The 23,230-nt window shown below is 66.0% G+C and carries 23 protein-coding genes and 1 tRNA gene; 14 read left to right on the top strand and 10 right to left on the bottom strand.

What is annotated here, in order from left to right; translation table 11 throughout:
* Positions 1-12: 12 nt before the first annotated feature.
* From ASD67_RS19210 to ASD67_RS19200, 3 genes are all read right to left on the bottom strand, one after another.
* Complete coding sequence (locus tag ASD67_RS19210) at positions 13-1,836, bottom strand: DUF885 domain-containing protein (protein WP_056350599.1); 1,824 nt, start codon at positions 1,834-1,836, stop codon at positions 13-15.
* Between the two features lie 150 nt (positions 1,837-1,986).
* Complete coding sequence (locus ASD67_RS19205) at positions 1,987-2,607, bottom strand: PilZ domain-containing protein (protein ID WP_056350598.1); 621 nt, start codon at positions 2,605-2,607, stop codon at positions 1,987-1,989.
* 317 nt (positions 2,608-2,924) lie between these two features.
* Positions 2,925-3,009 (bottom strand) — tRNA-Leu (locus ASD67_RS19200).
* A gap of 102 nt (positions 3,010-3,111) precedes the next feature.
* On the opposite strand from ASD67_RS19200, the gene ASD67_RS19195 reads away from it, so the two are divergent.
* Positions 3,112-4,209: an AI-2E family transporter gene (locus ASD67_RS19195; protein ID WP_056350595.1), complete on the top strand. Its 1,098-nt coding sequence runs from the start codon at positions 3,112-3,114 to the stop codon at positions 4,207-4,209.
* Positions 4,210-4,341: 132 nt separating this feature from the next.
* Here ASD67_RS19195 and ASD67_RS19190 read toward each other — a convergent pair whose 3' ends face one another.
* Entirely contained in the window at positions 4,342-5,796 is a 1,455-nt protein-coding gene (locus tag ASD67_RS19190) for a coniferyl aldehyde dehydrogenase (protein WP_056350593.1), read from the bottom strand.
* 158 nt (positions 5,797-5,954) lie between these two features.
* On the opposite strand from ASD67_RS19190, the gene ASD67_RS19185 reads away from it, so the two are divergent.
* The 3 genes from ASD67_RS19185 to ASD67_RS19175 all read left to right on the top strand — a co-directional run bounded on the left by ASD67_RS19185 (position 5,955) and on the right by ASD67_RS19175 (position 8,343).
* Positions 5,955-7,142 carry an acetyl-CoA C-acyltransferase gene (locus ASD67_RS19185; RefSeq protein ID WP_056350591.1) on the top strand — a complete coding sequence of 396 codons (1,188 nt, stop codon included), beginning with the start codon at positions 5,955-5,957 and terminating at the stop codon, positions 7,140-7,142.
* Between the two features lie 191 nt (positions 7,143-7,333).
* Positions 7,334-7,810, top strand: a complete 477-nt coding sequence (locus tag ASD67_RS19180) for a hypothetical protein (protein WP_056350589.1) — start codon at positions 7,334-7,336, stop codon at positions 7,808-7,810.
* Between the two features lie 137 nt (positions 7,811-7,947).
* Positions 7,948-8,343, top strand: a complete 396-nt coding sequence (locus ASD67_RS19175; RefSeq protein WP_056350587.1) for a hypothetical protein — start codon at positions 7,948-7,950, stop codon at positions 8,341-8,343.
* 93 nt (positions 8,344-8,436) lie between these two features.
* Here the strand turns inward: ASD67_RS19175 and ASD67_RS19170 are convergent, their stop codons facing one another.
* Positions 8,437-8,895, bottom strand: a complete 459-nt coding sequence (locus ASD67_RS19170; RefSeq protein WP_056350584.1) for an SH3 domain-containing protein — start codon at positions 8,893-8,895, stop codon at positions 8,437-8,439.
* Positions 8,896-9,020: 125 nt separating this feature from the next.
* Here ASD67_RS19170 and ASD67_RS19165 point away from each other — a divergent pair, with 125 nt between their 5' ends.
* Positions 9,021-10,019, top strand: coding sequence for a 2-hydroxyacid dehydrogenase (locus ASD67_RS19165; protein WP_056350582.1), 999 nt, complete (start codon positions 9,021-9,023; stop codon positions 10,017-10,019).
* A 10-nt stretch (positions 10,020-10,029) separates the two neighbouring features.
* On the opposite strand, the gene ASD67_RS19160 is transcribed toward ASD67_RS19165, so the two are convergent.
* The 4 genes from ASD67_RS19160 to ASD67_RS19145 all read right to left on the bottom strand — a co-directional run bounded on the left by ASD67_RS19160 (position 10,030) and on the right by ASD67_RS19145 (position 13,998).
* Positions 10,030-10,443, bottom strand: a complete 414-nt coding sequence (locus ASD67_RS19160; protein WP_056350580.1) for a hypothetical protein — start codon at positions 10,441-10,443, stop codon at positions 10,030-10,032.
* Positions 10,444-10,459: 16 nt separating this feature from the next.
* The gene (locus ASD67_RS19155; RefSeq protein WP_056350578.1) at positions 10,460-11,863 is read right to left on the bottom strand and encodes an NAD(P)H-dependent flavin oxidoreductase; all 1,404 of its coding nucleotides are present in this window, start codon (positions 11,861-11,863) and stop codon (positions 10,460-10,462) included.
* Positions 11,864-11,962: 99 nt separating this feature from the next.
* Positions 11,963-13,111: a glycosyltransferase gene (locus tag ASD67_RS19150; RefSeq protein ID WP_235535745.1), complete on the bottom strand. Its 1,149-nt coding sequence runs from the start codon at positions 13,109-13,111 to the stop codon at positions 11,963-11,965.
* Positions 13,108-13,998, bottom strand: a complete 891-nt coding sequence (locus ASD67_RS19145; protein WP_056352173.1) for an alpha/beta fold hydrolase — start codon at positions 13,996-13,998, stop codon at positions 13,108-13,110. The genes ASD67_RS19150 and ASD67_RS19145 overlap by 4 nt, the downstream gene beginning before the upstream one ends.
* A gap of 221 nt (positions 13,999-14,219) precedes the next feature.
* On the opposite strand from ASD67_RS19145, the gene astD reads away from it, so the two are divergent.
* From astD to ASD67_RS19115, 6 genes are all read left to right on the top strand, one after another.
* Positions 14,220-15,665, top strand: coding sequence for a succinylglutamate-semialdehyde dehydrogenase (gene astD, locus ASD67_RS19140; protein WP_056350576.1), 1,446 nt, complete (start codon positions 14,220-14,222; stop codon positions 15,663-15,665).
* Between the two features lie 171 nt (positions 15,666-15,836).
* Positions 15,837-16,625, top strand: coding sequence for a uroporphyrinogen-III C-methyltransferase (cobA, locus tag ASD67_RS19135; protein WP_056352172.1), 789 nt, complete (start codon positions 15,837-15,839; stop codon positions 16,623-16,625).
* On the top strand, positions 16,622-16,918 hold the full coding sequence (locus tag ASD67_RS19130; RefSeq protein WP_056350575.1) for a DUF2849 domain-containing protein: 297 nt from the start codon (positions 16,622-16,624) through the stop codon (positions 16,916-16,918). The genes cobA and ASD67_RS19130 overlap by 4 nt, the downstream gene beginning before the upstream one ends.
* A gap of 1 nt (position 16,919) precedes the next feature.
* The gene (locus tag ASD67_RS19125; protein ID WP_056350573.1) at positions 16,920-18,551 is read left to right on the top strand and encodes a nitrite/sulfite reductase; all 1,632 of its coding nucleotides are present in this window, start codon (positions 16,920-16,922) and stop codon (positions 18,549-18,551) included.
* The gene (locus ASD67_RS19120; RefSeq protein ID WP_056350571.1) at positions 18,544-18,957 is read left to right on the top strand and encodes a DUF934 domain-containing protein; all 414 of its coding nucleotides are present in this window, start codon (positions 18,544-18,546) and stop codon (positions 18,955-18,957) included. Before ASD67_RS19125 ends, ASD67_RS19120 begins: the two co-directional genes overlap by 8 nt.
* The gene (locus ASD67_RS19115) at positions 18,950-19,741 is read left to right on the top strand and encodes a phosphoadenylyl-sulfate reductase (protein WP_056350569.1); all 792 of its coding nucleotides are present in this window, start codon (positions 18,950-18,952) and stop codon (positions 19,739-19,741) included. The genes ASD67_RS19120 and ASD67_RS19115 overlap by 8 nt, the downstream gene beginning before the upstream one ends.
* Positions 19,742-19,851: 110 nt before the next feature.
* Here ASD67_RS19115 and ASD67_RS19110 read toward each other — a convergent pair whose 3' ends face one another.
* A complete protein-coding gene (locus tag ASD67_RS19110; RefSeq protein WP_056350566.1) occupies positions 19,852-21,363 on the bottom strand; it encodes a replicative DNA helicase in 1,512 nt (503 codons plus the stop codon).
* Positions 21,364-21,492: 129 nt separating this feature from the next.
* Between ASD67_RS19110 and ASD67_RS19105 the strand changes: the two genes are divergently transcribed.
* Genes ASD67_RS19105 through ASD67_RS19095 form a run of 3 tightly spaced genes read left to right on the top strand, consistent with a single transcriptional unit; the run spans position 21,493 to position 23,206 of the window.
* The gene (locus ASD67_RS19105; RefSeq protein WP_056350565.1) at positions 21,493-21,990 is read left to right on the top strand and encodes a UPF0262 family protein; all 498 of its coding nucleotides are present in this window, start codon (positions 21,493-21,495) and stop codon (positions 21,988-21,990) included.
* 2 nt (positions 21,991-21,992) lie between these two features.
* Positions 21,993-22,754, top strand: a complete 762-nt coding sequence (locus tag ASD67_RS19100; protein ID WP_056350563.1) for a glycoside hydrolase family 25 protein — start codon at positions 21,993-21,995, stop codon at positions 22,752-22,754.
* The gene (locus tag ASD67_RS19095; protein WP_056350561.1) at positions 22,751-23,206 is read left to right on the top strand and encodes a cytidine deaminase; all 456 of its coding nucleotides are present in this window, start codon (positions 22,751-22,753) and stop codon (positions 23,204-23,206) included. The genes ASD67_RS19100 and ASD67_RS19095 overlap by 4 nt, the downstream gene beginning before the upstream one ends.
* Positions 23,207-23,230: the final 24 nt, after the last annotated feature.

Raw genomic sequence — 23,230 nt, 5'->3', positions numbered from 1 at the left:
ACCGAAGATGCTCTATGCTTTGGCGGGACTCGCAATCCAGCGGTCGACCTGCGCCTCGAGGACCGGCAACGGAACCGACCCGCGGCCCAGCACGATCTCGTGGAACAGCTTCTGGTCATAGCGGTCGCCGAGCGCGGCGCGCGCCTTTTCGCGCAGCGCGAGGATGCGCTGCATGCCGACCTTGTACGAGGTCGCCTGCCCCGGCATCACAAAATAGCGGCGGATTTCGGAGCGGATCTTGGCCGTAGGCTGCGGCGAATTGGCGCTGTAATAGGCGAACGCCTGTTCCTCGCTCCACCCTTTGGCGTGGATGCCGGTGTCGACGACGAGGCGGATCGCGCGCCATATCTCGCGCCCCAGCCGCCCGAAATCGCTGTAGGGATCGGTGTAGAAGCCCATCTCCTTGGCCAGCCGCTCCACGTAAAGCGCCCACCCCTCGCCATAGGCGCCGTAGAAATAATTATTCCGGAACTGCGGCGTGCCGGTCATTTCCTGCGCGAGCGCGATCTGCATATGATGGCCGGGCAGGCCTTCATGATAGGTCGTGCCCTCGATCTCGTAGATCGGGGTCGCGCGCGTGTCGGCGAGATGGACATAATAGATGCCCGGGCGCGAGCCATCGAGCGCGGCGGACGAATAATGCGCCGCGCCGCCCGGTTCCTCGCGAAACGCCTCGACGCGCTTGACGATCAGGTCGGCCTTGGGCAGCCGCCCGAACTGTTCGGGCAGCCGCGCGCGCATGCCGTCGAGATAGTCGCCCGCCAGCTTGAGATAGGCGGCGCGGCCGGCATCGTCGTTGGCGACGTAGAAACGATCGTCGCTGCGCAGGAAGACGAAGAAATCCTCGAGCTTGCCCTCATAGCCGATCTTCGCCTTCAGCGCCTCCATCTCGGCGCGGATGCGCGCGACTTCGGACAGGCCAAGGTCGTGGATTTCGTCGGCGGTCATGCCGGTCGTGGTCTGGAGCCGCAGCATCGCGTTATAAAAGGCCGCGCCGTCGGGCAGCGCGCCGGCGCCGCGCGGTTCGGTGCCGGCCTTGACGCGGTCTTCGGCAAGCCAGCCGGCGATGCGGTCATAGGCGGGCTTCAGCGAGCTGGTCATCGCCTGGGCGATGCGCGCGGTGAAGGCGTCGGCGGCGGCCGTGTCGATCTTCCCGGCGGTGACGAGGCCCGCCGCCTTTTCTTTGGCATCGGCAAACAGCGCGGCGTCTTCGCCCTTTCCGAATGGCGCGCCGGTGGTGAGCCGCCCGATCAGTTCGATCGACTGGTCATAGGCGAAGCCGGGCATGCGAATGCCCTTCGCCGCCGCCGCCTGCGCGCGGCCGAGGTATATGTCGAGCGTCGGGCCGAGCGCGGTGACGCGCGCCACATAGGCCTCCATGTCCGCAGGCGTGTCGACCCGGTGCTGGTTGATCAGGAAATTGGGCAAGCCGGTGTGCGGACCGTTGCGATCGAAGATATAGCCATGGTCGCGCCATTTGGTCGACGCCTCGGCGCGTTCGAGTTCGAGCGCCCACATGTCATAGGACACGCGCGCATCCTCGCCGAGCTGCGCGCGGTCGAACTGCTTCTTCATCGCAGCCACGCTGCCGCGTCGCCATGCGAGCCGTGCCGCCGCCGCCGCGTCGCTGGGGTCGGTGAAGCGGTCCTGCTGTTCCTTGCGGCCGAGTTGGGTCAGCTGCTCGGGATCGAGCGCGATTTCGGCCTCGAACGCCGCATCGAGGAAGGCGGTGAGCGCCGCGTCGGCGCTGCCAGCGGGCGCAGCGGCGCGCGCCGTCGGGGCGGCAAGGATGCTGGCGCCGATGGCCAGCGAGAATTCGCGTCGGGAAAGCTGCATGGGACCCCTTTCGTTTGAAAGGGTTATAGGGAGGATGGCGGGAGAGGCAAAGGATGGTTGGCGGGTGGTGTCCAGACCGGCCCCTCTTTCCGTTCGTGTCGAGCGGGATTTATAGAGCGGCTTGTCCGCTAATACCCCAAACCGGCCCCCTCACGACTTGAAATGCCGGATACTCTCCAGATCCGCCCGCCCCAGCGGTTCAGTGAGCCACAGCCCGCCGCGGCCGCCGCGCGACCAGCGGACGATCGCCTGACGGCGGATGTCGCCGGGCAACACGAGTTCGAGCGCCTTGCCCACCTCCATCGGGACATCGTGCAGGAAACCGGCGCCGCTTTGCGACAGGTCGGCGAGTTCGATGTCGCTGACCGCGCCGTCGGTTATCAGTTGCGCGCGGGTGTGCACCGGCAGGCGCGGGGCGCGATAGTCGCCCGACTGCTGTTCGGCGGCGAGTTGCCGGAGCACTTCGTTGCCATCGACCGCCGCGTCGAAGGCGACGCCGCAGCGCCCCTCTTCGCACCAGGCGACGCGGCCCTGGATGACGATGGTTTCGGACAGCGCGATTTCGAGCCGCTCGCCGACCGACACCGGTACCTCGACCGCGAGCATCATGCCGCCGTCGGACATGTTGCGCACGCGCCACAGCCCGGCGTCGCCGTCGCGGGTGACCTTCGCGATGCGCCACACGGTCCGGAACCGGTCGCCGCCACGGCGATCGGCGTCGGTGTCGCCATCTTGATCTTCTCCGGGGGCAGAGAAGCGGGGTTCGTTCATGCCTTCCTCCTGATTCCAACAGCGCCCAGAAGAGACATTCAAGCTGCTAAAATTCATTCACTTAGCTTATTACCCCACCCTTCCCCGCCGACGCGGCCGCTCCTCAACCCGGCTGGTCCACCGGTCATCGTTAAGGACAACGAAACGCGCCCATCGGGGCCTGACCATAGAATGCCCTTAGATTATGAATAATTTCCAACGATCGCGCGTTAATTATCGCCAATATTGAAGCATCGGCGCCGAAACGGCGGATCGGGACCCAATCGGGCGAAGTCCGAACCGTCAGAACCAGAGATGCGGTTCGCACGAAACGATTATGGTGCCCCTGGCCGGACTCGAACCAGCACTCCTTGCGGAACTCGATTTTGAGTCGAGCGCGTCTACCAATTTCACCACAGGGGCCCGTGGACGCGGAGCCGTTGCCACAAAAGGACCGTCCGCGTCCAGCGCGAAAGATGACAAGCGGACGGTTGCGCGCTCGAATGCTGCCGATAAGGTGCCACGATGACCGACAAGCCCCCGCCCGCCCGCGCGTCCTCCGCCAAACCCCGCGCCAGGAGCGAAGCGGCGGCGCCTTTCGGTCCCGGCCGGATCGCCGGCGCGGCGCTGATCGTCCTCGCGCTGATCGCGGTCGCGTGGCTGCTGATCAGCCTGACGCGTTTCTTCATGCTCGTCTTTGCAGCGGTCGTGCTCGGCGCGATCTTCGATGCGATCGCGGGCTGGATCGTCCGCCGCACCGGGATGAAGCGCGGCTTCGCGCTCGCGCTGTCGGTCGCGGGGATCGTCGCGATCTTTGCCGGGGCCTTCATGCTGTTCGGATCGCAGCTGGCGCGCGAGGTCGACACGATCCGCGAACAGATTCCGCAGGCCCTGCGCGGCGTAGAGGCGTTTCTCGACCGCTATGGCCTGGGGCAGCGGGTGCGCGAATTGGCCGCGGTCGGCAGCGAGGACATCTCGCGCCTCGCCTCGCAGGCCGGGGGCTATGCGCTGGCGGCGGGGAGCGGCATCGCCGACTTCGTGCTGGTGCTCGTCGCGGCGATCTTTCTCGCCGGCGATCCCGCGACCTATCGCCGCGGGCTGTTGCTGCTGATGCCCGCCAGCGCCGAGGAGACCGCATCGCTGGCGCTCGGCGACGCCGCGCGCGGGCTGAAAGGCTGGATGGTTGGGCAGGCGGTGTCGTCGCTGGTCGTCGCCGCGCTGACCTGGGCCGGGCTGGCATTGCTCGGCGTGCCCGCGGCGGGCGGGCTCGGGCTGATCGCCGGCCTGCTCGACGTCATCCCGATGGTCGGGCCGATCATCGCGGGCATCCCCGCGGTGCTGCTGGCGTTCACCGTGTCGCCGATGACCGCGCTGTGGACGCTGGTCCTGTTCCTGGTGATCCAGCAACTGCAGGGCAATTTCCTGCAGCCGATGATCCAGAAACAGGCGGTCGACGTGCCGCCCGCAGTGCTGCTGTTCGCGGTGGTCGCGGCGGGGATATTGTTCGGCTTCCTCGGCGTGCTGCTCGCGGCGCCGCTGACCGTGGTGGTCTATGTGATGGTGCAGCGGGTCTATGTGAAGACGCTGCTGGGCAAGGATATCAAGATCGCCGGGCAGGATTGAGCGGGGATCAAATATAGCTCGTCATTGCGAGCGTAGCGAAGCAATCTCCAGCCATCGGCCTAGATAAGCCTCGATGGCCGGGGATTGCCGCGTCGCTTCGCTCCTCGCAATGACGAGGAATGATAGTGCGCCCTATTTCTTCAGTTCCTTCGCCAAAGTCTTCGCGGTGGACTTGCCATAGGGCGGCTTGAAGCCCGCGAGACCCGCGACGTCGAGCTTCGGTTGGCGATACACCGCGCGGGCGTGGCTGAAGGTCCGGAAGCCATCCAGGCCGTGATAATTGCCCATGCCCGACGGACCGACGCCGCCGAACGGCAGGTCCTCCATCGCATTGTGGAATAAGACGTCGTTGACGGTGACGCCGCCCGAGATGGTGCGGGTGAGGACGCGGTCCTCCTCGCTCTTGTCCTGCCCGAAATAATAGAGGCCGAGCGGGCGGTCGTTCGCGTTCACATAGTCGATCGCCTCGTCGATCGTCTTGTAGGTCTTGACCGGTAGGATCGGGCCGAAGATTTCCTCCTGCATCACCTGCATGTCGTCGGTGGGGTTGCGGACGATGTGGAGCGGCATCTTGTGGCCGTTGGCGCTGGCGAAATCTTCACCCCCCGGATTGACCTCGATCACCTCGGCGCCCTTTTCGCGCGCGTCGGCGAGGTAACCCTGCAAGCGGTCATAATTGCGGACGTTGACCACCGAGGTGTAGTCGTCGTTGGCGAGCATCGTCGGATAAAGCGCCGCGGCGCCCTTCGTGATGCTGTCGATCACCTCGCCCTCCTGATCTTCGGCGACGAGCAGATAGTCGGGGGCGAGGCAGATCTGCCCCGCGTTCATCAGCTTGCCGAGCGCGACACGCTGGCCCGCTTGCTCCTTATTGGCGCTGCGCCCGATGAAGGTCGGCGACTTGCCGCCGAGTTCGAGCGTCACGGGGACGAGGTTATCGGCGGCGGCGCGCATGATATGCTTGCCGACGCTGGTCGCGCCGGTGAAGATCATATGGTCGAAGGCGAGCTTCGAGAAAGCGACCCCGACGTCGGCGTCGCCGGTGAACACCGCCATCTCGCTCTCGTCGAAATAATCGGGGACCAGCCGCGCGATCAGCGCCGAGACATTTTCGGTATATTCGGACGGCTTGATCATCGCGCGATTGCCCGCCGCGAGCACGCCCGCCATCGGCACGAACACCATGCCGACCGGAAAATTCCACGGCGCGACGATGCCGACGACGCCCTTGGGCTGATAGACGACCTCGGCCTTCGCGCCGAGCAGCCCGAGCGGAAAGGTGGGCTTGCGCTTTTCGCCCTTCGACCAGGCGGACAGATGCTTTTTCGCGTGCTTGAGCGCGCTGACCGAGGGCATGATGTCGGTCATCAGCGTCTGCTCGCGGCTGCGGTGACCGAAATCCTCGCTTACCGCCTTGGCGAACTCCTCGGCATTGTCGACCAGCAGCGCGATCGCGCGGTCGATGCGGTCGGTCCGCACCGCGAGGCTTTCGGGCATAGCGGCGGTGAAGCTCGCCTTCTGCGCGGCGAGCACCTCGCCCATGCGCTGCGTTTCGCCGACGATATCCTGCTTGATGGCGGTGGCCATGACCCGTCTCCCTGATTGATTTGCGCGATGTTTGATCATGGCGCGCGGCCGGTTGCAAGTTGAAACCGGCCTCCTATGTGGGACCTGCCCCTTTCGCAACTGCAGCAAAACCGCTAATCGGACCGCCGATCCAATTTTCCCCTACGGAGTCTCTCGCCATGACCGCCACCGATCCCGTCGTCTTCCTCTCCTATGCGCGCACCCCGATGGGCGGCATGCAGGGCGCCTTGTCCGACGCGAGCGCGACCGACCTCGGCGCGACCGCGGTGAAAGCCGCGGTCGAGCGCGCGGGCGTGTCGGGCGACGATATCGAGCGCATCTATATGGGCTGCGTGCTTCCCGCCGGGCTCGGCCAGGCGCCGGCGCGCCAGGCCGCGATCAAGGCCGGCCTGCCCAAATCGGTGCAGGCGACGACGGTCAACAAGGTGTGCGGTTCGGGCATGCAGACGGTGATCATGGGCGCCGAAGCGCTCGCCGCGGGCAGCATCGACCTGGTCGTCGCGGGCGGCATGGAATCGATGACCAACGCGCCGTACCTGCTCAAGAAGCACCGTTCGGGCGCGCGCATCGGGCATGACACCGCCTATGACCATATGTTCCTCGACGGGCTGGAAGACGCCTATGAGGCCGGCCGCGCGATGGGCACCTTTGCGCAGGACACCGCCGACGCCTATCAACTCTCGCGCCAGTCGCAGGACGAGTATACGCTCGAATCGCTGAGCCGCGCCAAGGCGGCGATCGCCGACGGCGCCTTCGCGAACGAAATCGCACCGGTGACGATCACGACCCGCAAGGGCGATATCGTCGTCGACACCGACGAAGCGCCGGGCAAGGCGATGCCCGACAAGATCCCGACGCTGAAGCCCGCCTTTGCCAAGGACGGCACGATCACCGCCGCGACCAGTTCGTCGATTTCGGATGGCGCCGCCGCGGTGGTGCTGACGCGCCAGTCGGTCGCCGACGCCAAGGGCGCCAAGCCCGTCGCGCGCCTCGTCGCACATACCGCGCACGCACAGGAGCCGAAGGATTTCACCGTCGCCCCGGTCGGCGCGATCAACAAATTGCTCGCCAAGACCGGCTGGTCGATCGCCGACGTCGACCTGTTCGAGGTCAATGAGGCGTTCGCCTGCGTCGCGATGTTCGCGATGCACGACCTGGGCATCCCGCGCGAGAAGATCAACGTCCATGGCGGCGCGACCGCGCTCGGCCACCCGATCGGCGCCAGCGGCACGCGCATCATCACCACGCTGATCGCGGCGCTGCAGCGCCACGGCAAGACGCGCGGGATCGCCAGCCTGTGCATCGGCGGCGGCGAAGCGACCGCGGTGGCGATCGAACTGATCTGAACCGGCTTTTCGAGGAAAGTTCCGGGGCGTCGTCGCAAGACGGCGCCCTTTTGTCGTTCCAATGCGACAAACTGCGACACTAATGTCCTGAAAATAAACGCCGCATTCCGCGTCCGTTCAAATCGACTCGCCTATTCCAGCATCAGTCATCGGGCAGATCCCCTCCCCCTGACGGAAAAAGGAATGGCACAATGAAGAGCAAATTTCTCACCGCCGGCCTGATCGCCGCGATGATGGTTCCCGCCACCATGCCGGTCGCCGCACAGGCGCAGACCCGCGAAATCCGCAACGATCGCCGCGACGTTCGCGAAGAACGCCAGGAACTGCGCGACGCCCAGCGTCATGGCAATCGCCACGACGTCCGCGAGGAACGCCGGGACTATCGCGGCGCCAAGCAGGACCTGCGCAACAGCAAGCGCGACTGGCGTCAGGACAACCGCTATTCCAACTATCGCGCGCCGTTTCGCTATCAGCAGTTCCGCGTCGGTTCGACGCTGCGCTCGAACTATTATGCGCCGAGCTATCGTCCGAGCTGGGATAGCCGCTGGGGCGTGCCGCGGGCTGGTCGCAACCTGACCTATGTCCGCCATTACAACGACCTGTTGCTCGTCAACGAGCGCAATGGCCGGGTCGTCAAGGTCTATCGCAACCACTTCAACTGGCGCTAAGCGACCTTGATCGCTGAAGAGGGCCGGACGGGAAACCGTCCGGCCCTTTTCCACGGACGCGACGCCGCTCGCGATTCCCGTTGTTGCACCGGGCGGAAAGGCATAGCCTGCGCCCCGCAACACGGGGAGAATATGTCATGAAGAAGCTTGTCCTGCTCGCCGCGCTCGCCGCGCTGTCGGCCTGTTCGCAAAAGACTGAAGAGAAAAAGGAAACCCCGGCCGCGCCGACCGAAACCGCGGCGCCCGCGCCCGCGACCGACTCGGGAACAGCGCCCGGAACCTATGACGTCAAAATGGCCGACGGCACGGTGGCGACGACCACGATCAACGCCGACGGCACCTATGTCGACACCGATGCCAAGGGCAAGCAGGTCAAGGGCCTGTATGCGACGCACGACGGCAAGGATTGCTTCGACCCCGAAGGCGACGCGCCGGGCATGTGCTGGGCGGTGACCAAGCCGGGCGCCGACGGCAGCTTCACCGCGACCGCCGACGATGGCACGGTCGTGACGGTGACGCCGAAGAAGAGCTGAGGGGCGTATCGGATCGGACTTTGGGATGGTGATGAGACCATCCTATCTCCGTTCGTGTCGAGCGAACTTTACGGATACCCCCTCAACCCACCGTCAATCGCCCCAGATATGATCGGTTTCGATCCAGCCGCGGCGGCCCTTGACGTCGAACTGGCACCAGCCATTGGCACAGTCGGTGATCCGGCCGACGACGCCCGGTTCGGCGCGATAGACGATCGCCGCCGACACGCTCGCCGCTTCGCGCATCGGGCGGACCTCGCCGGTGACGATCGCGGTGCGGGTGCGGCTGAGCAGCCGCGCCGCCATCCAACCCTGCGTCCCGTCAGGGTCCTCGATCTTGCGCCAGGTTTCGAACCGGGCGACGACCCGGACCGGCAAATCCTTGCGCCGATATTCCCAGATGACGGGGACGTCGGGCGAAGGCCCCTTGCGCATCCGCGCCTCGTCGACGCTGATCGAGGCCCAATAGGGCAATTCGGGGTCCGATTGTGCCGCGGCCGGGGCGATCACGGCGAAACAGAGTGCAAGCATCAGGACTTTTTGGCTGGTCATCTTCAACCCTTGTTGCAATCGGCGCATTTTTTCAACCGCTGGCGTCCGCACGCACGCGCCTTTCCCACAGGGGCAAGACGCGCGCGGGCCTTGACCGTTCCCGCGCCGCGCGCTCTATCGGCGCCATGCCCGATTCTTCCCGTCCCCGGCGCCCGCGCGTCATCGTCACCCGCCAGTTGATGCCGCATGTCGAGGCGCGCATGGCCGAACTGTTCGACGTTGCGCTGTCGGCGCGGGATCAGGCCTTTACCAAGGACGAATTGAAGGCTGCGGTCGCCGATTGCGACGTGCTGGTGCCGACGGTGACCGACGAAATCGATGCCGAGGTGATCGCGGCCGCGGGCGAACGGCTGAAACTGATCGCCAATTTCGGCGCCGGGGTCGACCATATCGACCTGTCGGCGGCGCGCGCCAAGGGCATCATGGTGTCGAACACGCCCGGCGTGTTCACAGAGGACACCGCCGACATGACGATGGCGCTGATCCTCAGCGTCCCGCGCCGGCTGGCCGAGGGCGAAAAGCTGATGCGATCGGGACTGTGGCAGGGCTGGGCGCCGAGCGGCATGCTCGGCCACCGCGTCGGCGGCAAATTGCTCGGAATCATCGGCATGGGGCGGATCGGCCTCGCGGTCGCGCGCCGCGCCCGCGCCTTCGGCCTGTCGATCCATTATCACAACCGCCGCCGCCTGCCCGAAGCGATCGAGGAGGAATTGGGCGCGAGCTACCATGCCAGCGTCGACACGCTGCTGCGGATCAGCGACGTGGTGACGGTCCATTGCCCGCACACGACCGAGACGCACGAACTGGTCAACGCCGCGCGCATCGCATCGATGAAGCCGACCGCTTATCTGATCAACACCGCGCGCGGCGAGATCGTCGACGAGAGCGCGCTGGTCGCGGCGCTGAAGACCGGGCGCATCGCAGGTGCGGGACTCGACGTCTATACGCACGAACCCGCGGTCGACCCGGCACTGCTCACGCTCGACAATGTCGTGCTGCTGCCGCACCTCGGCTCGGCGACGATCGAGGGACGCGAGGCCTCGGGCGAAAAGGTCATCGCGAATATCCGCGCGTGGAGCGACGGGCATCGCCCGCCCGATCAGGTGCTGGAGGGGTGGGCCTGATCGTCAGGGCCTAGCCTGGCCAGCCCAGGAGGAACAACAGCCCCCAGCCCAGAGCTGCCCAAAGCAGGAACGACCAAAGGATCGTGATCAGCGCATCCTTCGCCTTTTGCGTTTGCCCCATCGCGGCGAAGATGATCACGATCGCCAGCGTGACCATCAGAATCGGGCCGAACAGGATGAAAGCTACCCAGCCTGCATTGCTCAGCGGTTCAGTTGCGCGTGCGCGCCGCGATGCGTGCCGGTCCTGAACCGCAGTCTCAACATCGCCAACGAATTGAGGAGCGATACCGCGCCGGTTAAGCTCGACCGTCGCTGCCTGCACAGCGACCGCCTCAAAGCCTCCACTGTCGCCGGTAGAGACGATCTCGACGAGATCCTCATCCGCCAAGCGCCCAACGCGAGCGCTCCAATCGACCTCGGTCATTCGTCCCCCGTTATGCTCAGTCCCCCGTCAAAATCCGGTCGACGAGTTGCTTCACCGTCGGGGTGAAGTTGTTCGAGTAGAAGGGGTCGGTCTTGAAGTTGAACGCGGCATGGCCCGCGAACATCAGATTCTGTTCGGGGTCGCCGCCATGCGCGATGTCCTGCAGCGTCTTCTGGATGCAGAAGCTGCGCGGGTCGGCGAGATAGCCGGTGGTGTAGTCGTCATGGTCCTTCCACGACGAAAAACCGCAATGCGACAGGCATCCCATGCAGTCGGTCTGGTCCTTGCGGATCACCGCCTTGTCACTGTCGGTCACGAAGACGACGGTGTTGTCGGGGGTCTTCAGCGCCTCGGTATAGCCTTCGGCCGCCCAGTCGCGGGCGCGGGCGCGGTCGTGGGGGGTGACCCAGAAATTCTTGCCCTTCACCCCGACGTCGAGTTGGACGATATGGTCGCCCGCTTCCTGCTTCGAATAAGGAATCTGGCGCTCCGAGCGCGCTTCGAGGTCGCGCAGGAACGGCGTGCGCACCGCGCTCGAATAGAAACCGGTCGGCGAAAAACGATGCAGCAGCACGTCGCCATCGTCGAGGGTGCGGAGGCGATCCTTCCACGCCTGCGGGATCGGGCTTTCCTCGGTCAGCAGCGGGCGGGTGCCATATTGAAAGACGATCTGGCCCAGCTCGGGATTGTCGATCCAATTCTCCCAATCGCGCAGATACCAGACGCCGCCGGCCATGACGATCGGCACAGAGTCGGCGATCCCCTCGGCGCGCATCGTCTCGCGCACCGCGGCGACGCGCGGATAGGGATCCTGCGGCACCAGCGGATCTTCGGCGTTCGACAGGCCGTTGTGGCCGCCGGCGAGCCAGGGATCTTCATAGACCACCGCGCCGAGCAGGTGCGGGACCTTGTGATAGGCGCGCTTCCACAGCGCGCGAAAGGCGCGCGCCGAACTGATGATCGGAAGGTACATGACATTGTGGCGCTCGGCGATTTCGCTAAGCTTGTACGGCATGCCCGCGCCGCAGGTGACACCGGCGATCATGCCCTTGGTGCGTGCCAGCACGCCTTCGAGGATCTGCTGCGCGCCGCCCATTTCCCATAGCACGTTGATGTTGATCGCGCCCTTGCCGCCCGACACTTCATAGGCGCGTTCGACCTGTGCGACGGCGCCTTCGATGCCATACTGGATCAGCTCTTCGTGGCGTTCCCTGCGGGTAAGTGCATTATAGACTTGCGGGACGATCTTGCCCTCGGCGTCATAGCTGTCGGCGTTGACCGCCGACACGGTGCCGATGCCGCCCGCCGCGGCCCAGGCGCCGCTCGACATATGGTTGGTCGCCGACACGCCCTTGCCGCCCTCGACCAACGGCCAGACTTCGCGACCGCCATAAAGGATGGGCTTCAAACCTTTGAACACAAAAACCTCTTTCTCTCCGCCCGGCTGCGTGTCGCGACCAAGCCTCCTTTGCCGCTTCCGTAAGCGGAAGGCGGCGATGAAAGTCAATGGACGCTGCCCCTAATCCCCGGAGAAGAGGCGGCGGCCTTCCAGCGCACGACCATAGAGGTTTTCATAGGCGGCGACCATGATAGTTTCATCGAAGCGTTCGACCGCGACACGGCGGTTTGCGGCCCCCACCATCGCGCGCAGCGCCGGGTCGGCAGCCAAATCGGCAAGCGCCGCGCGGAATCCCGTTTCGTCATCGGCGATGAAGCGACAATTTTCGGCGGCAACCATTTCGACCACGTCGCCGACAGCCAGACTGGCGACCGGCAGACCCGCCGCCATCGCCTCGATCACCGCGATCGGCGCCTGTTCGCTGAGCGACGACAGCGCGAGCAGGTCGAAATGGCCGATCCAGCGCGCCGGCTGCGCCATGAACCCCGGCATGATCAGCCGGTCGGCCATGCCGCACGCCGCGGCTTCGGCGCGGATCGCATCGCGCTCGGGCCCCTCGCCGACGATGACGAGGCGGACGTTCGCGGGCAGCGGCGCGACCGCGCGGACGAGGCGCGGCAGGTCCTTGACCTTGCGCAATCCCGCGACGGTGCCGATCACCACCTCGCCGGGGCGGCGTTCGAAGCCAGGGATCGGAACGTCCGGCCCGCCGGCATAGGCGGCGACGTCGATGCCGTTGCGGATCAGCTGCGTGCGCCGCGCGGCGCCCCATTCGGCGGCAGCGATCCGTTCGAGCAGGTGCGACGGCACGACGAGCGCCTCCGTCGTCGGCAGAGCGAGGCGGCGGAAGGCGTTGCGCTTCCAGTTGCGCCGGGCGGTCTCGTCCTCGTTGAAGCCATCCTCGTGATGGATCAACGGCGGCAGTCGGCGACGCGATGCGAACAGCCGGTGCGCCATCACCCCGTCCATCGCGCCCCAATTATAACTGAGCAACAGGTCGAACCCCGCCATATATCGTGCCAGCGCCCGGTAGCGCGACAGGCCGGGTTTGCCGTGCAGCGCCGGTGCGGCGTCGCCCGGAAATTCGACATCGATGCCCGGATCGATCGCCGCGCGCGCCCCGAGCGCATCGGGCACCGCCGACAATATGGTGTGCCGCGCCCTGTCGCCCATCACATTCATCAGCCGCGTCGCGCGCGCCTCCTTGCCGCCGAGCGAAAAGCTCGAATGCAAATGCAGGATGCGAACCGGACGCCCGTCGTCGATCACGTCGCGGGCAATTCCGCCAGCCAGCCGTCGATCGCGGCAACCGCCTCGGCCTCGTCCATCGTCGGCGCATGGCCGACCCCCGGCACCTCGGCCAGCCGCGCCCGCGGCAGTTCGGCCGCCATCTTCTCGGCCGCGCCGCGCGCGAGGATATCGGACAGTTCGCCGCGCAGCACGAGCAGCGGAATTCCGTCGAGTGCGCGATAGGCGGGCCACAGGTCGATCCCGGCATCGCCGCCGTTCGGCACGCGCAGCGGCGCCGCGATCTGCTTGTCGTAATCGGTGACGATCCGGCCCTCGGCGGTCAGCCGGTGGGTGCGCTTGGTCAGCCGCAACCAGTCGTGGATTTCGTAACCGGGGTAAACCGCGCCGTTGAGTTCGCTCACCGCCCGCGCCGCGTGGATCCACGTCGGCTGGCTGCCGCCGGACCCGATATAGTCGCGAATGCGTTCGAGCCCCGCGAGTTCGAGCTCGGGGCCGACGTCATTGAGGACGGCGCCGACCAGCCGTCCCGGCTGGGTCGCCGCGAGCAGCATCGAGACGAGCCCGCCGAGTGAGGTCCCGACGGTCGCAAAACGATCGACCTTCAGGTCATCGAGCAGCGCGATGACGTCCTGGACATAGGTCAGCGGGACATAGGTCATCGGATCCTTGGCATAGGCGCTCTCGCCCCGGCCGCGAAACTCGACGGCAACGACGCGGCGATATTGCGCCAGATGCGGTGCGAGCTGTTCGAAATCGCGGGCGTTGCGGGCCAGGCCGGGCAGGCACAGGATCGGCGGCGCGTCCGCCGCGTCGGCGGGGCCGGCATAGACACGCGCATGCAGCCGCACCCCGTCGAGCGACCACCAATAATGGTCCGACCAGTCGCGGCGCCCGTCACCGCGAATATCCTGCTTGACCGAAATACCGGCTTCCCTTCTTCGCCTGCCGCGCGCCCGCGGATTCGCGCCATCTATCGCCAACCCAGCGCGGCCGCGCAAGCGATGCTTGGTCCTCGGCTTGCCGCCCCAAGTTTTCACCGATAAGAGGTTGGGGCAATGCAGCGACCGCTTCCCGACATCACCCTCGTCCATCCCCGCAAAGACCGCCGGGCGCGGTGCATGACGTCATGACGGCGGAGCTCGTCAGCCACGAACCGGCGACCGGCGACGAAATCTGGCGCCGCGCAATCAGCGACGTCGATCATGAGGTCGAAATCGGCCGCCGCGCCTGGCCCGAATGGGCGGCAAAGCCCCTCACCTTCCGCACCGAAACGCTGCGCCGCTTCGCCGACCGGGTGAAGGCCGAGGCCGAGACGCTGGCGACGTTGATCTCGCGCGAAACCGGCAAGCCGCTCTGGGAAGCGCGCACCGAGGTGGAATCGGTCGCGAACAAGGTCAATATTTCGATCAACGCCTATGCCGAGCGCACCCCGAACCGCCGCATCGAGGGTGCGATGGGGCTGCGCAACGCGGTACGCCACAAGCCGCACGGGCTGCTCGCGGTGCTCGGCCCCTATAATTTCCCCGCGCATCTGCCCAACGGCCATATCGTCCCGGCGTTGATCGCGGGCAATTCGATCGTCTTCAAGCCGTCCGAGAAAACGCCCGCGACGGGCGCGATGCTCGTCGACCTGTTCCACAGCGCCGGCGTGCCGAAGGAGGTGCTGCGTCTCGTCATCGGCGGCCCCGACGAGGGCAAGGCGCTCGCCGGCCATGCGGGCATCGACGGGCTGTTGTTCACCGGGTCGGCGCGCACCGGGCTCGCACTCAACCGCCAGTTCGCCAACCGCCCCGACAAGATCCTCGCGCTCGAAATGGGCGGCAACAATCCGGTCGTGGTCTGGGACACCCCCGACCTCCACACCGCCGCGATCCTCGTGGTGCAATCGGCCTTCCTCAGCGCCGGGCAGCGTTGCACCAACGCGCGCCGCCTGATCGTCAAGGACAGCATGGCCGAGCGGCTGGTCGAGGAGGTGCGCAAGCTGACCGGACGGCTGATCGTCGACGAACCCTTTGCCACCCCGCCGCCCTATATGGGGCCGGTGATCGACAATGAGGCCGCCGACGGCCTGACCGAGAGCTTCCTGATCCTGATGTCGAACGGCGGCAAGGTGATCCGCCACATGACCCGCCCGGTGCAGGGCCGCCCCTTCCTCACCCCCGGCATCATCGACGTTACCGACATGCCCGAACGCCCCGACATCGAACTGTTCGGTCCGCTGCTCCAGGTCGTCCGCGTCGACAGCTTCGAGGCCGCGATCGCCGAGGCGAACAACACCGCCTTCGGCCTGTCGGCGGCGCTGATCGGCGGCTCGCCGCAGCTCTACGACCAGTTCTGGGCGAATGCGCGTGCGGGCGTCATCAACTGGAACCGTCCGACCAATGGCGCTTCGTCGGCGGCGCCCTTCGGCGGCATCGGCCTGTCGGGCAACCATCGGCCGAGCGCTTTTTATGCCGCGGACTATTGCGCCTATCCGGTCGCGAGCAGCGAAAGCGACGCGGTGCGCGCCTCGATCGGCGTCGGGCTGCGCGATCCCGAGGAATCGCAGCTGGTGACCAAGAAATATCTCTGAAAGCGCGTCATTGCGAGCGTAGCGAAGCAATCCAGAGCAGGCGTAAACCGCTCTGGATTGCTTCGCTACGCTCGCAATGACGAAGGGCTGGGAAGCGGGGTCAATTTTACCTTCATCGCCGTCAATAAAGGCTGCTTTGCCAAGCGGGCGGTCGCGGCCCATCTACGCTTTATGGAAAAGACTCCCCCTCCTGTTGGCAAGCTTTGGCTCGTCGGCGCCGGTCCCGGCGACCCCGACCTGCTGACGCTGCGCGCCGCGCGGCTGCTCGAAAGCGCAGACCTGGTCGTCCATGACGGGCTGGTCGGCGACGGAGTGCTCGCGCTTATCCCGCCGCATGTCGAGCGGATCAGCGTCGCCAAGCAGCGCAGCCGCCATACGATGAAGCAGGACATGATCAACGACCTGCTCGTCCGCGAAACGCTGGCCGGCAAGCAGGTCGTGCGCCTGAAAGGCGGCGATCCGTTCATTTTCGGTCGCGGCGGTGAAGAACTCGATGCGGCGCGCGAAGCCGGCGTCGCCTGCGAAGTCGTGCCAGGCATCACCGCCGCAGCTGGCTGCGCCGCGCAGGCCGGCCTTCCGCTCACCCATCGCGACGATGCGAGCGCGGTCAGCTTCGTCGCGGGCCAGTGCAAGGACCTCAGCGATCAGGACTGGTCGGGACTTGCCGGGCATGGCCGTACCCTCGTCATCTACATGGGCCTCGCGACCGCCAGCGCGATCGCCGACAAGCTGATCGCCGATGGTGTTTCGCCGGGCCTGCCCGTCGCGGTGATCGAGCGCGGCACGACCGCCGACGCGCGCGTGCTGCGTACCCTGCTCACCGACCTCGGCGACCTCGTCGTTCGCGAAAAGGTCGCCAGCCCCGCGCTCATCATCGTCGGCAAGGTCGCGGCGCGCGCCGACGCGCTCGACTGCCTCGGCGCGCCCGGCGTCGCCGCTTTAACAGGAAATCTCGCATGAAACTGCTCACGGGCAATGATTTGAAGACCGGGTTCGTTACCTGGTGGACCGGCAGCGACTGGTCGCTGCACATCGAGGACGCCGCCGATGTCGGCGAGCATGGCGAAGCGACCCTCGCCGCCGAGGAAGGCGCCCGCCGCGTTAACGCGCCCTATATCATCAACGGCGAAGCGACCGCCGAAGGCCCGCGCCCGGCGCATATCAAGGACCGCATCCGCGCGCTCGGCCCCACCGTGCGCCCCGACCTGACACTGAAACCCGCCGATCCCGCGGCCGGCGACTGGGTGATCTGACATGTATAAATATGACGAATATGACCATGCGATGGTCGCCGCCCGCGTTGCCGAATTTTCGGATCAGGTGAAGCGCCGCCTGGCAGGGGAAATCACCGAGGACCAGTTCAAGCCGCTGCGCCTGATGAACGGGCTCTATCTCCAGCTTCACGCCTATATGCTGCGCGTCGCGGTGCCTTACGGGACGCTCGATGGCCGCCAGATGCGCATGCTCGCGCATATCGCGCGCAAGTACGACCGCGATTACGGCCATTTCACCACCCGCCAGAATATCCAGTATAACTGGATCAAGCTGGAGGACGCCCCCGCGATCCTCGAAGATCTCGCGTCGGTCGAAATGCACGCGATCCAGACAAGCGGCAATTGCATCCGCAATATCAGCTCGGACCAATGGGCCGGCGCCGCCGCCGACGAGATCACCGATCCGCGGCCCTGGGCCGAGCTGCTCCGCCAATGGTCGAGCTTCCACCCCGAATTCAGCTATTTGCCGCGCAAGTTCAAGATCGCAGTGATCGCCGCCGACGAGGATCGCGCCGCGATGCGCCTCCACGACATCGGCATCCAGATCGTCGAGAAGGACGGGGTTCACGGCGCGGCGTTTTACGTGGGCGGCGGCATGGGCCGCACCCCGATGATCGCGCCGCTGATCAAGGATTTCGTGCCGCTCGACGACATGCTGAGCTATGCCGAGGCGTGCCTGCGCGTGTACAACCGCTATGGTCGCCGCGACAATATCTACAAAGCGCGGATCAAAATCCTGATCCACGAGCTGGGCGCCGATGAATATCGCCGTCAGGTCGAGGCAGAATTCGTCCATGTGAAGGCGCTGGGCATCGACCCGCCGAAGGCCGAGTTCGATCGCATCGCCGCGCAATTCGCAGCCCCGCCGCTCGACATGTCGGCGCCCGACGCGATCGATCGCAGCGATCCCGACTTCGCCGTCTGGGTCGACCAAAATGTCGCCGCGCACAAGGTGCCGGGCCATGCGATCGTCAACATCAGCCTGAAGCCCGTCGGCGGCATTCCCGGCGACGCATCGTCGGCGCAGATCGACCTGATGGCCGACCTCGCCGAACAATATAGCCATGACGAGTTGCGCGTCACCCATGCGCAGAACATCGTGCTGCCGCACGTCCGCAAGGCCGATCTGTACGCGATCTGGCAGGCGCTCGACGCCGCAGGGCTGGCGACGCCGAACCTCGACCTGATCAGCGACATCATCGCCTGCCCCGGGCTCGATTATTGCAGCCTGGCCAATGCGCGCTCGATTCCGGTCGCGCAGAAGATCGCGACGCGCTTTTCGGACCTTGGCCGTCAGAAGGAACTCGGCGAGCTCAAGCTTAAGATTTCGGGCTGCATCAACGCCTGTGGCCACCACCATGCCGGGCACATCGGCATCCTGGGGGTCGACCGCAAGGGCACCGAAAATTACCAGTTATCGCTCGGCGGATCGGGGGCGGAGGACGTCAGCCTCGGCACGATCACCGGCCCCGGTTTCGATGAGGACGGCATCGTCGACGCGGTCGAACGCGTCACCGACAAATATCTGGCCGAACGGGCCGAAGGCGAGCGCTTCGTCGACACCTATCGCCGTATCGGCATGGCCCCGTTCAAGGAGGCGATCTATGGTTGAGCATGTGCACGCCGACGGCGAAGAACCCGCCGTCACTCTCGACGCCTTTCTGTCGCAGTCGAACGCGACCGCGGTGCGGCTCGAACCCGACGAGGATGCGCGCGCGCTGATCCCGCATCTCGACCGGCTGGCGCTGATCGAGGTCGCCTTCCCGAAATTCCGCGACGGCCGCGGCTATTCGTCGGCGCGCATCCTGCGCGAGGCGGGCTATGTCGGCGAACTGCGCGCGCAGGGCGACGTGCTGGTCGACCAGATCGCCTATATGAAGCGCTGCGGTTTCGACAGCTTCGCCGCCGAAAAAGACCTCAACCCCGCCGATGTCGAAGCGGCGCTGGCGCGCTGGCCCGAACATTATCAGGGCGCCGCCGACGGCGCGGTGCCGATCTGGAAGCTGAGGCATGGCTGAGGTGAGGAATTCTCCGGACGACCGCTCCCGCGACCGGATCGACGTGGCGCCGCGTTTCACGCAGGCCGACGTCATCCGCCTGAACAACCTGTTCCGCGGCCAGGACGCCGCCGAGGTGGTGACCAGCGTGATCGGTGCCGGACTGCTCGGCGAAACCGCGATCGTGTCGAGCTTCGGCGCCGAAAGCGCGGTGCTGCTCCACCTCGTGAGCCGCGCCGCGCCCGACATGCCGGTGCTGTTCCTCGACACCGGCAAGCATTTCCCCGAAACGCTGGCGTACCGCGACGAACTCGCGGCGCGGCTGGGCCTCAATATCGTCAACCTGACCCCCGATGCCGCGGACCTGACGGCGAAGGACGCAACCGAATTGCGCTGGTCCTACGACCCCGACGGTTGCTGCGAGATCCGCAAGGTCAAGCCGCTCGAAAAGGCGATGACCAATTTCGACGCCTCGATCACCGGCCGCAAGGGTTTCCAGTCGGCGACGCGCACCGGCCTGCCGCGCTTCGAACTCGATGGGTCGACCGGCCGCCTGAAGTTCAACCCGCTCGCCAACTGGACGCGCGCCGACCTCGACGCCTATTTCGAAGCGCACGACCTGCCACGCCACCCGCTCGAAGCCGAGGGCTATCCGTCGATCGGCTGCTCACCCTGCACGTCGAAGGTCCTGCCGGGCGAAGACCCGCGCTCGGGCCGCTGGCGCGGCTGGGACAAGACCGAATGCGGCATCCACGAAGTGGTGTCGCCGATCGACGACGATCCGGCGAACGACCCCGCGTTCTGACTATTTCGTCATTGCGAAGAGCATAGCGACGCGGCAATCTCCAGCTATCGGCCTTGGGCGAGGCCGATAGCTGGAGATTGCTTCGCTACGCTCGCAATGACGATGTTTGACTACTCATAATCGTCATACGCCATGCCGTCGTCGGCAAGGTCGCTGAACTTGGTCGTCTTCGCCTCGAAGTGCATGCGGATCTTGCCGGTCGAGCCGTGACGCGATTTCGCGACGATGACTTCGGCGAGGCCGAAGACGCGCTCCATCTCGGCCGCCCATTCCTCATGCTGGGCATGGATTTTCACATCGTCGCCCTCGACCGGGCGCTTGGGTTCTTTCGCGGCGACATAATAATCCTCGCGAAACACGAAGAGCACCATGTCGGCGTCCTGCTCGATCGAACCCGATTCGCGAAGGTCGGAGAGCTGCGGGCGCTTGTCCTCACGGCTTTCGACCTGACGGCTAAGCTGCGACAGCGCCATCACGGGAACATGAAGTTCCTTTGCCAAGGTCTTCAGACCGCGTGAAATTTCTGAAATTTCCTGGACGCGATTGTCGCCGCTTTTCGACGATCCCTGCAACAGCTGGAGATAGTCGACGATGATGAAGCCGATGCCGTGGCGGCGCTGCAGGCGGCGCGCGCGGGTGCGCAGGCCGGCGATCGTCAGGCCGGGCGTGTCGTCGATGAACAAAGGCAGCGTCTGCAGCGTCTGCGCCGCGCGGCTGAGCTGCTGGAACTGATCCTTGCTGATCTTGCCCATGCGCAGCGCCTCGCCCGACACCCCCGACTGTTCGGCGAGCACGCGCGTCGCGAGCTGGTCGGCGGACATTTCGAGGCTGAAGAAGGCCACTTTCGCGCCCATATTCTTCTCGGGCGGGATGCCGTCCTCCTCGTCGCGGCGAAAGCGTTCGGCGGCGTTATAGGCGATGTTGGTCGCGAGCGAGGTCTTGCCCATGCCCGGACGTCCGGCGAGGATCATCAAATCGCTGTTGTGCATGCCGCCGATCTTGGCGTTCATGCTGCCGATGCCGGTCGTGATCCCCGACAGGTGACCGCCCGAATTGAGCGCGCGTTCGGCCGCCTGCAGCGCGACGAGGCTCGCCTGGCTGAAGCTCTTGACCGTGCCCATCTCGGCCTCGCCGCCCGCGACGCGGTAGAGCGCGGTTTCGGCCTCCTCGATCTGCGACTGCGGGTCGACGCGCTCGCTGGTGTCGAGCGCATTGTCGACGAGGACGCGGCCGACGCCGACGAGTTCGCGGAGCAGCGCGAGGTCGAAAATCTGCCGTGCGAAGTCGCGCGCGCCGATCAGCCCGGCGCCGCTGCCGGTGAGCTGCGCCAGATAGCCGGGACCACCGACTGCCTTCATCGCCTCATCAGCCTCGAAAAAGGGCTTCAGCGTCACCGGGGTCGCGATGCTGTTGCGCTCGATCAGCGCCATCGTGTGCTGGAAGATGCGCCCGTGCAGCGGTTCGAAGAAATGGTCGGGGGTCAGCGCGACGGGCAGGTCCTCGACGACTCGGTTGTCGATCAGGATCGCACCCAGAAACGCGGCCTCAGCCTCGATATTGCGCGGCAATTGGCGGTCGTCCCCGGCGGATGCCGAGGCGGGAATGAGGGCGAGTTCGGGCATGGCCATCCTCATGCGTCGGGCGCCGGGGCAGCGCAACCGACGAGTTGACCCTGCATATCATATCTGGGGATTGCTGTGCATAACTCCTCGCTTGCCCTTCATGCCCGGCCAAGTAGAAGCACCGACAGCATGACCGACGCCGACCCTTCCCAACAGCGCATCATCTCGATCGAGCTCGACGAAGGCTCGATCGTCTGGCGCAACGCCGACGTCGAGCAGGAGCGGCGCGTCGCGATCTTCGACCTGATCGAAGACAATAAGTTCGTGCCCCAGCGCGGCCACGCCGACGGCTATGCCGGCCCGTACCGGCTGACCCTGCGCGTCGAGGAAGGCCGGCTGATCTTCGAAATCGCGCGCGAGGACCATTCGCCGCTCGAGGCGATCATATTGGGCCTCGGGCGCTTTCGCCGCCCGATCCGCGATTATTTCGCGATTTGCGATTCATACTATCAGGCGATCAAGACCTCGACCGCGCAGCAGATCGAGACCGTCGACATGGCGCGGCGCGGGCTGCATAATGAGGCCGCCGAAATGCTGATGGACCGGCTCGACGGCAAGATCGCGGTCGATTTCGACACCGCACGGCGGCTGTTCACGCTGATCTGCGTGCTGCATATCAAGGGCTGACGATGGCAACGAGGGCGATCAAGAGCGGCGGGAAAGGTCCGGCCAGGCCGAAGCGCGACTGGCGCGGCGCGTTGCTGCGCCTGCTGAAGCGGACCGGCGCGGCGCTGCTGCTGATCCTGCTCGGCGTCGGTCTCGCCTTGTGGTGGGCCGCGCGCTGGGCGCCCGCGCGCGACCAATATCCCTGGCAGGGGGTGACGATCGACGCGTCGAACGGTTCGGTCCAGTGGGGATCGATCAAGGCCGCCGGCGCCGATTTCGCCTATATCGCCGCGACGGGCGGCGCCGACCGCGCCGACCCGATGTTCGCGCGCAACATCAAGGGCGCGGCCGCGGCGGGCGTCCAGTTCGGCCCGATCCACCGCTACGACCTCTGTCGTCTCGCGACCGATCAGGCGGCGAATTTCATCCGCCATGTCCCGCGCCGCGCCGACGCGCTGCCCGCGGCGGTGTGGCTCGACTATGACGACCGCTGCCCCGACCGGCCGACCCGCGCGCTGCTGCTGAGCGAACTCGCCACTTTTCTGGCGCAGATCGAGGCGCATATGGGCAAGCCGAGCCTCGTCGCGCCCAGCCCGGCGTTCGAGGCCGATTACCGCGTCACCAGCGGCATCGCGCGCACCGCCTGGCTGCGCCGCGACTTCTTCGCCCCCGATTATGGCGCGCATCCCTGGGCGATGTGGCAGGCGAACGACTATATGCGCATTGCGGGCGCCGACGGCACCGTCGGCTGGAACGTCGTGCGCCCCGACGGAGATATCCAATGAGCGACGAAATGGTCGAGGCGCTGATCGATGCGGCGCGCGATGCCGCGGGCCGGGCCTATGCTCCTTACTCCGGCTTTCATGTCGGCGCCGCGCTGCTGCTCAAGGACGGCAGCGTGGTGACCGGCGCCAATGTCGAAAATGCCAGCTATGGCCTGACGCTCTGCGCCGAAACCTCGGCGATCGCCAAGATCGCCAACGAGGGCTGGATCGGCGAGCTGGTCGCGGTCGCGATCATCGGCGGGCGACCCGATGGCGACGCGCTGCTCGGCGGCGATCCGGTGCATCCGTGCGGGCGTTGCCGCCAGATCCTGAACGAGGCCGCCGAACAGTCGCAGACCGACATCGCCATCCATTGCGCGTCGGGCGACGGTTCGACCGTCGCGAGCTACAGGCTCAGCGAATTGCTGCCGCACAGTTTCGGACCCAAGGATCTCGGCTTCGTTCGCGACTGACCGCTTGCGCGAATCCGCCCGCGC

Source organism: Sphingopyxis sp. Root1497 (genome assembly GCF_001427085.1).
In the GTDB taxonomy this organism is placed as follows: domain Bacteria; phylum Pseudomonadota; class Alphaproteobacteria; order Sphingomonadales; family Sphingomonadaceae; genus Sphingopyxis.
The sequence above is the reverse complement of the archived record's forward strand: the minus strand, read 5'-3'. Positions and strand labels throughout refer to the sequence as shown.

Excerpts from the sequence above, each read along its gene's own strand:
- ASD67_RS19125 (WP_056350573.1), top strand. The coding sequence starts at position 16,920 with ATGTATAAATATGACGAATATGACCATGCGATGGTCGCCGCCCGCGTT.
- ASD67_RS19120 (WP_056350571.1), top strand. The coding sequence starts at position 18,544 with ATGGTTGAGCATGTGCACGCCGACGGCGAAGAACCCGCCGTCACTCTC.
- ASD67_RS19165 (WP_056350582.1), top strand. The coding sequence starts at position 9,021 with ATGCCCGATTCTTCCCGTCCCCGGCGCCCGCGCGTCATCGTCACCCGC.
- cobA (WP_056352172.1), top strand. The coding sequence starts at position 15,837 with ATGGAAAAGACTCCCCCTCCTGTTGGCAAGCTTTGGCTCGTCGGCGCC.
- ASD67_RS19175 (WP_056350587.1), top strand. The coding sequence starts at position 7,948 with ATGAAGAAGCTTGTCCTGCTCGCCGCGCTCGCCGCGCTGTCGGCCTGT.
- ASD67_RS19190 (WP_056350593.1), bottom strand. The coding sequence starts at position 5,796 with ATGGCCACCGCCATCAAGCAGGATATCGTCGGCGAAACGCAGCGCATG.
- ASD67_RS19110 (WP_056350566.1), bottom strand. The coding sequence starts at position 21,363 with ATGCCCGAACTCGCCCTCATTCCCGCCTCGGCATCCGCCGGGGACGAC.
- ASD67_RS19095 (WP_056350561.1), top strand. The coding sequence starts at position 22,751 with ATGAGCGACGAAATGGTCGAGGCGCTGATCGATGCGGCGCGCGATGCC.
- ASD67_RS19115 (WP_056350569.1), top strand. The coding sequence starts at position 18,950 with ATGGCTGAGGTGAGGAATTCTCCGGACGACCGCTCCCGCGACCGGATC.
- ASD67_RS19160 (WP_056350580.1), bottom strand. The coding sequence starts at position 10,443 with ATGACCGAGGTCGATTGGAGCGCTCGCGTTGGGCGCTTGGCGGATGAG.
- ASD67_RS19210 (WP_056350599.1), bottom strand. The coding sequence starts at position 1,836 with ATGCAGCTTTCCCGACGCGAATTCTCGCTGGCCATCGGCGCCAGCATC.
- astD (WP_056350576.1), top strand. The coding sequence starts at position 14,220 with ATGACGGCGGAGCTCGTCAGCCACGAACCGGCGACCGGCGACGAAATC.
- ASD67_RS19195 (WP_056350595.1), top strand. The coding sequence starts at position 3,112 with ATGACCGACAAGCCCCCGCCCGCCCGCGCGTCCTCCGCCAAACCCCGC.
- ASD67_RS19170 (WP_056350584.1), bottom strand. The coding sequence starts at position 8,895 with ATGACCAGCCAAAAAGTCCTGATGCTTGCACTCTGTTTCGCCGTGATC.
- ASD67_RS19130 (WP_056350575.1), top strand. The coding sequence starts at position 16,622 with ATGAAACTGCTCACGGGCAATGATTTGAAGACCGGGTTCGTTACCTGG.
- ASD67_RS19180 (WP_056350589.1), top strand. The coding sequence starts at position 7,334 with ATGAAGAGCAAATTTCTCACCGCCGGCCTGATCGCCGCGATGATGGTT.
- ASD67_RS19100 (WP_056350563.1), top strand. The coding sequence starts at position 21,993 with ATGGCAACGAGGGCGATCAAGAGCGGCGGGAAAGGTCCGGCCAGGCCG.
- ASD67_RS19105 (WP_056350565.1), top strand. The coding sequence starts at position 21,493 with ATGACCGACGCCGACCCTTCCCAACAGCGCATCATCTCGATCGAGCTC.
- ASD67_RS19205 (WP_056350598.1), bottom strand. The coding sequence starts at position 2,607 with ATGAACGAACCCCGCTTCTCTGCCCCCGGAGAAGATCAAGATGGCGAC.
- ASD67_RS19185 (WP_056350591.1), top strand. The coding sequence starts at position 5,955 with ATGACCGCCACCGATCCCGTCGTCTTCCTCTCCTATGCGCGCACCCCG.